General features: G+C 42.3%; 12 protein-coding genes. 1 reads left to right on the forward strand and 11 read right to left on the reverse strand.

Annotated elements, in window-relative coordinates; translation table 11 throughout:
- Positions 1–26: 26 nt before the first annotated feature.
- The 5 genes from D8805_RS02815 to pbp2b form a co-directional block, all read right to left on the reverse strand.
- Positions 27–638 carry an NUDIX hydrolase N-terminal domain-containing protein gene (locus D8805_RS02815; protein ID WP_125415357.1) on the reverse strand — a complete coding sequence of 204 codons (612 nt, stop codon included), beginning with the start codon at positions 636–638 and terminating at the stop codon, positions 27–29.
- The gene (locus D8805_RS02820; RefSeq protein ID WP_125415358.1) at positions 625–1998 is read right to left on the reverse strand and encodes a UDP-N-acetylmuramoyl-tripeptide--D-alanyl-D-alanine ligase; all 1374 of its coding nucleotides are present in this window, start codon (positions 1996–1998) and stop codon (positions 625–627) included. Before D8805_RS02820 ends, D8805_RS02815 begins: the two co-directional genes overlap by 14 nt.
- Before the next feature lie 84 nt (positions 1999–2082).
- A complete protein-coding gene (locus D8805_RS02825) occupies positions 2083–3126 on the reverse strand; it encodes a D-alanine--D-alanine ligase (protein WP_125415359.1) in 1044 nt (347 codons plus the stop codon).
- A gap of 175 nt (positions 3127–3301) precedes the next feature.
- Entirely contained in the window at positions 3302–3898 is a 597-nt protein-coding gene (recR, locus tag D8805_RS02830; protein ID WP_000966754.1) for a recombination mediator RecR, read from the reverse strand.
- A 10-nt stretch (positions 3899–3908) separates the two neighbouring features.
- The gene (gene pbp2b, locus D8805_RS02835; RefSeq protein ID WP_125415360.1) at positions 3909–5951 is read right to left on the reverse strand and encodes a penicillin-binding protein PBP2B; all 2043 of its coding nucleotides are present in this window, start codon (positions 5949–5951) and stop codon (positions 3909–3911) included.
- A gap of 256 nt (positions 5952–6207) precedes the next feature.
- On the opposite strand from pbp2b, the gene D8805_RS02840 reads away from it, so the two are divergent.
- On the forward strand, positions 6208–7059 hold the full coding sequence (locus tag D8805_RS02840) for a MurR/RpiR family transcriptional regulator (protein WP_084945871.1): 852 nt from the start codon (positions 6208–6210) through the stop codon (positions 7057–7059).
- Positions 7060–7074: 15 nt separating this feature from the next.
- Here D8805_RS02840 and D8805_RS02845 read toward each other — a convergent pair whose 3' ends face one another.
- From D8805_RS02845 to D8805_RS02870, 6 genes are all read right to left on the reverse strand, one after another.
- A complete protein-coding gene (locus tag D8805_RS02845) occupies positions 7075–7959 on the reverse strand; it encodes an ROK family protein (protein ID WP_125415361.1) in 885 nt (294 codons plus the stop codon).
- 17 nt (positions 7960–7976) lie between these two features.
- Positions 7977–8894, reverse strand: coding sequence for a dihydrodipicolinate synthase family protein (locus D8805_RS02850; RefSeq protein ID WP_125415362.1), 918 nt, complete (start codon positions 8892–8894; stop codon positions 7977–7979).
- Positions 8895–9065: 171 nt separating this feature from the next.
- On the reverse strand, positions 9066–9710 hold the full coding sequence (locus D8805_RS02855) for a YesL family protein (RefSeq protein ID WP_125415363.1): 645 nt from the start codon (positions 9708–9710) through the stop codon (positions 9066–9068).
- 20 nt (positions 9711–9730) lie between these two features.
- Positions 9731–10183, reverse strand: coding sequence for a YhcH/YjgK/YiaL family protein (locus tag D8805_RS02860; RefSeq protein ID WP_125415364.1), 453 nt, complete (start codon positions 10181–10183; stop codon positions 9731–9733).
- Positions 10184–10673: 490 nt separating this feature from the next.
- Complete coding sequence (locus tag D8805_RS02865; RefSeq protein ID WP_001183243.1) at positions 10674–11513, reverse strand: carbohydrate ABC transporter permease; 840 nt, start codon at positions 11511–11513, stop codon at positions 10674–10676.
- A 15-nt stretch (positions 11514–11528) separates the two neighbouring features.
- On the reverse strand, positions 11529–12395 hold the full coding sequence (locus tag D8805_RS02870) for a carbohydrate ABC transporter permease (protein WP_001209417.1): 867 nt from the start codon (positions 12393–12395) through the stop codon (positions 11529–11531).
- Positions 12396–12501: the final 106 nt, after the last annotated feature.

Consider the following 12501-nt stretch of genomic DNA (forward strand, 5'->3'; position numbering starts at 1 on the left):
TGATTTGCAGACTTCTCTAGCATAACCTAATCAATATATTGCTCTCTTTGTCCCTGATAAACCTGCCAAAGAATCTCCATCTGCTCCTTGGTGATGCGTTTTTCAGATAAGGCTGGCAGTTGGTCAATAGCAAAAAATTGAAGGTCGGCAATCTCTTGATTTTCTTGAAATTGTCCGTCAAGAAGTTGACATTCAAAGACAAACTTTGCATATTGTTTGCTCTGTAGTTGGAAACGATTGGTGTCAAAAACGGCTAGCAATCTTTCAACCTTTGCTGTAAAACCGGTTTCTTCTTTAATTTCTTTGAGAATATTTTCAGTTGGAGAGTAGCCGACTTCACCAAAGCCACCTGGCAAAGCCCAACTTTCCTCTCCTTGCCCTCTGACTAGACATACTTTTTCATCCTCAACAATCCAAGCACGGACGTCCATCAGAGGAGTTGCGTAAGCGGAAGTTGGTCTCAGGAGCTCTGTTACTTCCTCTTGCTTTAGTTCTGTAGTTTCTCTCAAAATATCAGATAAGATCGTACGCAAGTCCTCGTATCGCTCACAGTCAAAAGGATCTTTTGTGAAGGTTAATCCAGTATCCGTAATGGCTAGCATTCTTTGCAGATACTTGGTAAAATCACTTGCATTCATTTTCTAAACTTTCTACCAACTTGGCTAGATTCATGGAGTTAGAGCCTTTAAGCAAGATTTGGTCATTGGCACCGAGGCTTTCCTTGACTTGCTTGACAAGGTCTTCAAATTGGTCCTCATCGGCTGTTTTTTTGAAGTAATAAACGTGACCGATTGGGAACATTTGACTGGCCAGTTGAGCCAATTCAGCAATGTCTTCTCCATAGAAAATAACGGTATCCAGCACATCTGGCGAGAGACTCAAAATCATCTGATTATGGAGTTGGACAGACTGGTCACCAAGTTCCTTCATATCCGCCAAAACCGCAATTTTCTTGCCACCTTCATTAGCTGGAATAGTAGAGAAAGTCTCTAAAATTAGCTTCATAGCAGTTGGATTGGCATTGTAAACATCTGACAGAATATCTGCTCCGTTGGCAGCTTTCTTCCACTCGGTACGGTTACGAGTCAATTCAAGATTTTGGAAAGCCTGACGAATTTGCTCTTCTGAAACTCCTTCTTGTAGAGCCACATAAGCAGCAATCATAGCATTGGTGGCATTGTACTTACCTGTCACTGGCAAATCAAGGGTTTGTTCCAAAAAATTAGCCTTAAAGGTCAGACTATCCTTGCGCTCAACCAAGTCTGTGATTTCCAACTCTGCCCCTTGCCCAAAACGAACTACCTTTTTATCAGTAGGCAAGTAGTCCTCTACAATCGAATCAGCTGGTGCTAAGAGAACGGAACCCGGAGCCATACCATCAGCAATTTGCATTTTGCCTTTAGCAATTTCCGAACGGTCTTTGAAAAAGGCCAAATGGGCTTCTCCAACCAAGGTCACGATGGCTGTCTTTGGATGAGCCAATTCAGATAAGAGATGGATATCTCCCAAGTGATCCTGCCCCATCTCCAAGACCAACTTTTCTGTTTCCTCAGGCATGTGAAGAACCGTGTAGGGAAGGCCAATCTCGTTATTGTAGTTTCCTTGTGTTTTGTAGGTCTTGTATCTTGTTGACAATAAATGCGCCAACATATCCTTGGTTGTTGTCTTTCCATTTGAACCCGTAACTGCAAAGACATCAACAGCCGTTTTTTCAAGATAGTAGGCAGCTAGTTGTTGAAAGGCAGTCAACACGTCGTCTACTAGGATGTAGGGATGATTTGAAACCTTTTTCTCGGATAAGGTTACTGCTGCACCATTTTCAAAAGCTGTTTCGATAAAGTCATGACCATCGCGCGCACCTTTAAGTGGCACAAACAAATCACCTGACTCAATCAAACGACTGTCAAACTCAGCCTTAACTAGCGGACTATCTGGATAAACTGTCACATCATTTTTAGCCCTAACAACTTGTGCCACTTCGTGGATTGTTAATTTCATTTCTACTCCTTTAAAAAGGGTTGAAGCCCGAGAACTCTACTCACCTTGCAGTGATGGTTCTGACTCCTACCCTCTCTTTCGTTTTTATAGCAAATTCGCTTCGCGCTTGTCAAAGCTTTCCTTGGCAAGGTCAACCAAACGCTCGATTAGTTCTGGGTAGCTGATTCCCATATTCTCCCATAGCAGTGGATACATAGACCACTGGGTAAAACCTGGCATGGTATTAAGCTCGTTTAGGAAAATCTCGCCCTTATCTGTATAGAAGAAATCACAACGGGACAGACCGAGACCACCGATCGCACGGAAGGCTGTTTCTGCATTTCGACGCATGACAGCTACTACATCATCACTAATCTTGGCTGGGATGTCCATGGTAATCTTGTTGTCAATATACTTGGCATCGTAGTCATAAAAGGCAACATCCTTGACCACTTCACCAGGAAGCGTACTCTTCACATCGTAGTTTCCCAAGAGACCAACCTCGATTTCACGGGCATTCACTCCTTGCTCTACCAAGACACGGCTGTCATATTGGAAGGCAAGCTCCAAAGCTTGGCGGAGTTCCTCATGGTTTTCAGACTTAGAAATACCGACACTTGAACCCATGTTTGACGGCTTCGTGAAGACTGGATAAGTCAATTTTTCTTCAACTTCTGCGATTTTAGCAGTCACATCATCACCTTCGACGATAGCCACATAAGGAACTTGAGCAATCCCAGCAGACTCCAAGACACGCTTAGTTGTAATTTTATCCATGGCAAGACTAGATGACAAGATATTACAGCCGACATAAGGCATTTTCAAAACTTCAAGAAATCCCTGAACAGAGCCATCTTCTCCCATCGGACCATGAAGAACTGGAAAGACCACTGCACCTTCTTCATAGATGGCACTTGGCGCTATTTTCTTGTCCCAGTCAATAGTCGCATTGGTCATGAGACGATCTTCTTGACCTGGAGTCTGGCTAAATTCTTGCGTTTTGATAAAGTCACCTGACTGGCTGATGAAGAAAGTCTTGACTGTGAAACGGTCGTAGTTGACCGCACGCATGACACTCTCAGCTGATAGTACAGAGACTTCACGTTCCGCACTACGTCCACCGTATAAAAGAATAATTGTTTGTTTCATATTGCTTGTCCTAATTCTAATAGAATACTCGTTCTTTAGTATATCATATTTGCTTCTTTTTTGAAACTTGAACATGGTACTGGTAGTCAAGAAATATAAAAAAAGAGACCGATAACGACAAACTCGGTCTCCCCGTTCTTGTATAAATGAATTGAGTTCGTAAATTTGTTTACTCCTACAACTCTGTCCGATTTTCAATAGCTCGTAAGAGTGTGACTTCATCCGCATACTCGATATCTGCTCCCACGGCTAGTCCTCGTGCTAGGCGAGTGACCTTGATACCAGCTGGCTTGAGGAGACGAGAGAGATACATAGAGGTCGCTTCCCCATCTGCCGTCGCATTGGTTGCCACGATCACCTCTGAAACCTCACTATCCATGAGACGGGTCATAAGACTCTTGAGATTGATATCGTCTGGACTGATGCCATTCATAGGAGAAATGAGGCCATGCAAGACATGATAGAGTCCGTGGTATTCTTGAATGTTTTCCATAGCAGCCACATCGCGACTATCCTCTAGCACCAAGATGGTTGTCTGGTCACGAGTCGGATCTGTACAGATCGAGCAAGGGTCATCATCGGTCAAGCGACCACAGATGGAACAATAGGTCAATTCCCGCTTAGCAGACAGTAGGTTTTTGGCAAATTCATTGACATCGTCATCAGACATTCCAATAGTATAGAAGGCTAGGCGGGTAGCCGTTTTGATCCCGATACCTGGTAACTTTGAATAGCTATCAATCAGCTTGGCAATAGGTGTTGGATACAGCATAAGTTCCTTTCTAATTCATTGGATGGTGTTTGTTATAAAGATTGATAATGTCGCGTGCAATCGAAGGTCCGACACCGTTTGTAAGGTTGGTGTTATGAGGAAAGACGACTGCGACTGCGATTTGAGGATTTTCGGTTGGTGCATAGGCGACTGCGTTGGTATTATTGGCTTTTTGACCGCCATTAACGTAACTTTCGGCAGTACCCGTTTTCCCGCTGATGGAAACGGCTGCGCCATTTGAAAAGGCACGACCAGTTGTCAGAGCGCTCGTTCCATGAGAAACTTGATAGAAACCTTGTTGCAAGATAGCCATATCTGCTTCTGAGATATTAACTTTGTTCATTTCCTTGGTAGCTGTTTCTTGAACTAGACTACCTAAGCCACCTTGGTCATTGTTTCCATAAACCCCTTCAACGATGTGAGGAGCCAAACGTACGCCATTGTTTGCAATGGTTGCGACATACTGAGCTAACTGCATAGGTGTGTAGTTATCAAACTGACCAAAAGCATTATTTAGATAGTTGGCCAAATCAAACTCTTTTGGTATAAATCCTGTTGATTCATCTGGAAGATCAATTCCCGTTGAAGCCCCGAGTCCATATTCCCCAAAGGTTGACCGCAATTTGCCCATAGCTGTATCTAATCGACTCGTTGCTACCATCATATTGGGTTTATAGGTCTGTCCCATAATTCCCAGAGCTGTTTGCACCATGTAGGTATTGGATGAGTATTCCAAAGCCTCAACAGCTGTAATAGGGAAGGAGCCATAGGACAAAGTGTACCATGAATTGATAGGAGCTGAACCTTGGAAAACAATCGGCTGGTCTGTCAAGGTTTGATTGCCTGACAAAACTCCATTTTCCCAACCAGAGCTGATGGTTGCTGCCTTGACGACAGATCCTGGTACAAAGACATTGGTAACTGTCCCTAGGGAGTCTGAGCTCAATTTCCCTGATTCAACATCATGCTTGACACCTGACATCGCCAGAACTGCACCAGTTTTGGGATTGAGGGCCACAGCGTAGACCCCTTCAGAATATTTAGCGCCACCATTACTCAACTCCGAGTTAAAGTAGCTCTTAAGCAGGTCATCCACTCCATTTTGGAAAGCTAAGTCAATCGTTAGTTTGATATTGTTTCCTTTGCTTCCTTCCTCGACATTTTCCACACTTTCCATATTTCCATGTTTGTCGAGGTGGATTTCCTTGACGGAGCGTTTGCCTTGAAGAACATCTTCATATTGCTTTTCAAGATAGGAAGTCCCAACTCGGTCATTGAGTGAGTAGCCTTTCTTGAGATAAGCGTCAACTTCCTCAGCTGGAAGTCCTGACTTTTCATTTGAAACGCTACCGACGATAGACGATAGAGAAGTGTCCAGTACTTTTCGGTCCCATGAGGTTGAAATACTAATGCCCGGTAATTCCTTGGATGCAGAAGCCACAAGAGCAACCTGAGTATCATCTAAAGCATCTGTTGAAATAGTGCCCGTTGCAAAATTTTCAACAGCATTGAGCTGACTAAAGAGATAGATTTCCTTTTTCTGGTCATCTGTATAATTAAGTTGACTCACGTCTATGCTTTCAACCGCATTATTGTAAAGTGTCGCTTCTGATAAGCGGTTCCCATCTGAATCTAGGCGTTTATCGCTTGGTAAGGATTCGACTGTTTTTTTGTATACGTCCTGGTCCGCCAAGTAGTAGTCTGCAATCTGACGGTCTGTGAGTTCAGGGGAAGTGACATTCACGTAAGTCAGCAGTTTTTTAGCCGTCTCCTTCAACTCTGCCGCCGTCATCTTATTGTTTCGTGTGAAAGAAACAACTTGCTTGAGTGTGTTTTCTACCAAGGGTTTACCTGTTGCATCATAAATCTGCCCTCGAGCTGAACTGGTTGTCACCCTAGTCTGGCTGGCTGATGCCAACTTTGCTTCATAGAAATCTTTATTCAGCACCTGCATGTATAAGAGTTGACCGATAATGGTCATAAACAGTAGGATAACAATGGCAAACAGTAAATTAAGCCGAATCGGAATCGAATGGCTATTGAATTTTCTCATACAACTAAGACTCTTTTCTAGAAAAATTCCCGATTTTCACCTTCATTTTCAGCTAAAATAATAGAGCAAACGGGTGAAGCTCGGTACTTTTCATTGTACCATATTTTACGGAGAAACTCTTGGAAAAGTCGAAGCATTTTTTGACTTTTAATCGAAAATGCCTTTTTATTTGGTTATCCTAACTTCTATGATATAATGATGTTAATAAGCTGGCAATCGTCAACTTTTAAGAGTTTGACTCATGAAAAGGAGCTCCATGAAAAAGCAGGATATCGCAACTATTATTGATCTTCATTTTGAAGAATTAACAGAGTTAGAACAGGAAATCGCTCGTTATTTCTTGCAGGTAGATACGATTGTGGATGATCTATCATCGCAACAGGTTACTCAAAAACTGCATGTTTCCCAAGCTGCTCTTACCCGTTTTGCAAAAAAATGTGGCTTTACTGGCTATCGAGAATTTGTCTTTCAATACCAGCACCAGGCTAGTAAACCGGACACTCATTCGCACAAACACAGTCCTTTGACCAAACGTGTTTTACGAAGCTACAGTACCATGCGAGAACAAACACAGGATTTAATTGACGAAGAACAACTGGAACGAGTTGCCCAATTAATCGATGACGCAGAACGAGTTTACTTTTTTGGAACGGGAAGTTCTGGTCTGATTGCTCGTGAGATGAAACTCCGTTTTATGCGTCTAGGTGTTGTCTGTGAAGCTTTGACCGATCAGGATGGCTTTGCATGGACGACCAGTATCATGGATGAAAATTGTTTGGTGCTTGGCTTTTCCCTATCTGGCACTACCCAATCCGTCCTAGATAGTTTGTTGGATGCCAAGGAAATGGGGGCTAAGACCATTCTCTTTACCAGCGCTCCAAACAAAAATAGTCAGGCTTATACCGAAACAGTCCTTGTCGCAAGCCATAGTCAATCTTCTTACATCCAGCGTATTTCCGCTCAACTCCCTATGCTCATTTTAATAGATTTGATTTATGCCTACTTTTTGGAAATCAATCGAGATAGCAAGGAAAAAATCTTTAACAGCTATTGGGAAAATAAAAAACTCAACGGCTATCGTAGACAAAAACGCGTTAGAAAATCCTAGTTTGGTTGGACCAAACTAGGATTGTTTTGTTTTGAAATGGTAATATGCACCGAGCATCCCTGCTGTATTTTGGTGATGGGCAAATTCTAATCGTGTTTTTTCAGCTAAGCTTGGCACCAAGGCCGCCTTCAAGGCTGTGCGGATCTTCGGTTTGAGAATAGCCTCTTGCCCCATGATGCCGCCACCAAGAATGACCACTTCTGGATTGGCAACGTAGCAAATATTTGCCAGACCTTTTCCTAGATAGTCTACCATGCGGTCAATCCCAGCCATACAGATCTTGTTGCCTTCAGTAGCTTCCTTGAAAATGCGTCGGCCATTCCACTGGTCAACTGGATCTCCGTGAGCTTCTGCTACATATTCTACCAAGGCTGTCGTAGAAGCGAGATCTTGGAAAGCTCCATCCTGCATATGCATATAACCGACTTCGCAGGCTGAATTGCTAAATCCATGGAAAACCTTTCCATCCATAATCAAGCAACCACCGATACCTGTTCCAATGGTCAAGCAAAGAGTCACACTCGCTCCCTTACCTGAACCAGATACTGCCTCAGCCAGACCTGCACAATTGACATCATTTTCAATTTCACAAGGAATCGCAAAACTAGTCTCGATTTCCTTCTTGAACTGGGTTCCTGCATAGTTGGGAATCTGAGGACCAGCGTAGAAAATCTCACCCTTATCTGGATCCACCATCCCAGCAGAAGAAATGGCAACACCTGCTACTGGGCCTTTTTCTAAATAGCTGGCTACGATATCTTTTGTCTTTTGTAAGATATGAGGTCCACCCTTATGCGCCTCAGTTGGCATTTCATGCGATTCAACAAGTTGGCCTTCTTGGTCAATCAAACCATATTTGATATTGGTTCCACCGATATCAATTGCAACGTAGTGTGTCATAAATACCTCCTTATGGATTAGAGGAAGCGCTCCTTGGTTTCACGAATCAAGGCTGCAGCTGCTTCTACAACTTGACGATCTTCTTCAGTCACTGGCGTCAATGGTGAACGAACTGAACCGATGTTAAGTCCTTCATTGATTTTCAAGACTTCTTTGATGACACAGTACATATTTCCATGAGCAGCAGTCAATTTACCAATGATTGCATTGATAGCGTATTGCAATTCACGCGCTGTTTCCAAGTCTTTGTCCGCAATCAACTGATTGAGTTTCAAGAAGAGTTCTGGCATAGCGCCATAAGTACCACCAATACCAGCTTTGGCACCCATGAGACGGCCACCTAGGAACTGTTCATCTGGACCATTGAATACGATGTGGTCTTCTCCACCAAGGTTGACAAAGGTTTGGATATCTTGAACTGGCATAGAAGAGTTCTTAACACCGATAACACGAGGATTCTTCAACATTTCAGTATAAAGACTTGGAGTCAAAGCAACACCTGCCAATTGAGGAATATTGTAGATAACGTAGTCTGTGTTTGGAGCTGCAGAACTGATATCGTTCCAGTATTTGGCAACTGAGTATTCTGGCAAGCGGAAGTAAATCGGTGGAATCGTTGCAATGGCATCTACACCCAAACTTTCTGCGTGGCGAGCAAGTTCCATACTATCCTTTGTATTATTGCAAGCAACGTGAGCAATGATAGTCAATTTTCCTTTGGCAACTGCCATGACTTCTTCCAAGATCAACTTGCGATCTGCCACACTTTGGTAGATACATTCGCCAGAAGAACCATTGACATAGAGACCTTGAACACCTTTATCAATGAAGTATTGGACCAAGGAGCGCGTACGCTCTGGACTGACTTCTCCTTGATCATCATAACATGCGTAGAAGGCTGGAATGACACCTTCGTATTTTTTCAAATCTGACATAGATTTTCTCCTAAGATTTCTTTTTTTCTGCTGAGAGCAGTTCTATTTTTTTCAAGTTTAGTATACACCTTGTGAAAATCGCTTTCAATATCTTGTATACACTTAGATTTTAGTTTCTACTTGTATTTTAGAAACTGTAACGATTGAAAGTAGTTTCAGAAACACCTCATCCTACTGGTATTTGGCGAAGATTTTCTCCATCAATCCTGCTTGGAGAAAGACTAGCAGACCAAAACCAAAGAGGATAAAGGCCGATCCACCCAAAAGGAGAGTGAAGGCGGATAGATAAAGAACCATCACTATGAGAAAGAGAATGGCTAACATGAGGAAGAACCATGGAAAGTTAAAACTTGCCAAGATAAGCCCTTTTTGCAGCACTTCTTTCCAAGACAAATCATAGCGCGCAGCGATGGGATAGCTAGCCAGCATCACGAGAGTGAGGAAGATGAGAATCCCCAAACAAATAGCTTTCACAACCTGGAAAGACAAAGCAGTCTGTCCCCAGAAGAGATAGAGGTCTAGAAGGCTTAATGACACAATGCCCAACTCTAGCAAACCTAACTGGAAACCCAGTTTCAGATTTTGCTTGAAGGCTCTTAGATAAGTTCTAAAGACTGGTACCCGTCTGCTTCTCTTAATCTCAAACATGGTTTCATAGAGGCTGATTTTCGCCACTCCAATCGTCACAATGGGCAAACAAGAGACGACAAAAAGAAGATTGACTGTGACGATATCCAAGACCTTCTCACTGAAACGCATGAGAAAATTATCTGTATCAAATGCTGTCTTGATAAGGCTTACTCCTTTTTGTGCCATGTTTGCTCCTCCTGATTCTTTTAATCAATCAAAATTTTAAAGAGATATTTGCAAACCTTTTCTTCCATCCCTGCGTAGCCATTTGGCTGGTGTGGTTCTCCTGGGAAGAAAATCGCAAAATTGTGATAGCCCAACAATAGTGGGTATTTTTCATGACAATGGACAAAGCCAATGTCGCTCGCTTTGTCGAATGCTACTGCCTCGTCTTTGATACGTGAACCGTAGCTCGAATATTCATGTCCTTCTACCAGCAAATGCAAGTCTGCATAGTTCTTATGGTGCTCAAATTGATCATTTTCAGCTTGATTGAGGACATTATCCTGAACAACTAGAAAGACCTTGTCCCCGTCAATCTCATACTTACCGAGTTCGAAAGAATCCTTACGGTGCTGATAGAGATAGTCGATAGCCTTGTCTAGATTGGGGTGGATTCCCTTGTAAAAGGCGATGTTTTTCAAATCGTCAAAAATCATACTGTTTCCTTCGTTTCTGATAGTTACTATTTTTCAGTTCCGAATTATCCTTTCTCTATTTCCCTATAATAGTGCGGACGGAAGCAAATTTCTTCAGAATTTCATTCCTAATTTTTGAGCCTTTTGCTCTTTCATCGTCAGTCTCAAAAATTCCGTCTAAGATAAGCGTAAGATGCTTATCTTAGATACCACTAAAGCGGGAAATAGCTACCATAAAACGAACCTACTCTAACTAGTATCATGAAAAGAGTTTATTCTTAAGTTTATAAGTGTCTGACAAAACTTCACGAAGTAACTGCATACTCTCCATTTTGTAGACACTTATGAAACTATATTTCTCTTAGTCTATAACATATTCTTCTGAATTTTGATAGACAGTTTTTCCTATGCTCAATGAAAACCGAAGAACAAACTAGGAAGCTAAGCGCAGGCAATACTTAAGTATGGCAAGGTGATGCTGACGTAGTTTGAACTCAATTTTCGCAGAATATTAACCTTTGACCGCTCCCATAGTAATACCCTGTGTGAAGGATTTTTGGAAGACAAGGAAGACTGTTACGATTGGCACGGCTGCAAGAGCAGCACCCGCCATGATCAACCCATAGTTGGTTGCCATTTCGGCCTGCATGGTCGCAACACCGAGTGAGATGGTCAAGTTCTGACGTGAAGTCAACATAACCAACTGCATAAAGTAGTCGTTCCAAGTATTGATGAAGGTAAAGATCGCAAGGGCTGCAAATCCTGGCTTCACAATAGGAAAGGCTACGCTCCAGAAAGTACGAATCTCACCACAACCATCGATTTTAGCTGATTCAAGCAATTCTGTCGGGATATTTTCGCTGAATTGTTTCATGAGGAAGACCCCAAATGGCCATCCAATCAAAGGCAAGATAACCGCCCAAAGAGTATCGTGAATTCCCATGAAGTTGACGATACGTACCAATGGTACAAGGACAACTTGTTTTGGAAGAGCCATGGCGGCGATAAAGACTGCAAAGAGAATGCGCTGACCATAGAAACGTTTTTTAGCTAGTACATATCCTGCTAGAGAAGAGGTTGCACAAACTAGGAACATGGTTACTAGCGAGATAAATACAGAGTTCCACATCCACTGCATAGCAGGGTTTTGCACCATGAGTTGTTGGAAGTTTTCCATCGTTGGCATTTTAGGGAACCACTGTGGTGGAATCATAATGGTATCTGGTTGTGATTTGAAGGCACCTGTCAAAATCCAGTAGAATGGAAAGATGAACAGCACGGTCAACAAGAGCAAGATAATCGTTGAAATAACAGTGAAAGCTGTTAAAGGTTTCTTTTGTGTAGGTTGCATAACTGTCTCCTTTCTTTAGTATTCTACGTCGTTTCCGAGGATCTTGAATTGAGCAAAGCTGACAATCGCAATCATCACTGCCAAGAAGACACCGATGGTATTTGCATAGCCGTATTCTGTCAATTGGAAAGCTTTTTCGTAAAGGTAGTACATCAAGGTACTTGTTGAGTAATTTGGACCACCAGATGTCAAGAGCTGAATCAAGGCGAAACATTGGAATGAGTTGATGGTCGTAATGATTGCAATGTAAAGAGTTGTTGGAAGAAGGCTAGGCCATTTGATCTTCCAGAACACTTGGAACTCAGTCGCACCATCAACACGCGCTGCTTCAACTAGTGAGTTATCAATATTTCCCATGGCAGCGATATAAAGGATAATCGGTTGACCAACAGATGTTGTCAAAAGGATGATCATAATCGCTAGCAAGGCCCAGTTTTTATCACCCAACCAAGAAATGTTTTGGCTGATGATATGGCTTGACTTAAGGACAAAGTTCAGAATCCCTGATAGGGGATCGTAAATCCATTTCCATACAACCGTTACGGCAACACTACCTGTAACTACAGGAAGGAAGAATACGAAACGATAGAAGGATCTAGCAATCGCATTTTGATGATAGGTTTGAGATGCTACAAAGAGCGAGAAGAGTACAACAATCGGTACTGATCCGATAACCAGGATAACGGTATTGATCAAAGACTTGGTAAAGACAGGGTCTTTAAACATACGAATGTAGTTGTCCAAGCCTACAAACTCAAAGCTGGTCATGGAGTAGTTAAAGAAACTTGTAATGAATCCCATAATCATAGGAGCCAATACAAAGATCACAAAGAAGAATAATACTGGTGCTAGGAAAGCATAGGAAATCACTGTTTCCCGCATACGAATTTTATTGACTTTCACAGTCGGCACCTCTCTTTCAAATAGAATATTTTTTGATTTTCTTGAACTGTTTTAAAATCAAAATGAAATTTTTTAAGATTCGCTT

This window comes from Streptococcus oralis subsp. dentisani, from assembly GCF_003944205.1.
GTDB classification, from domain to species: Bacteria; Bacillota; Bacilli; order Lactobacillales; family Streptococcaceae; genus Streptococcus; species Streptococcus oralis_BH.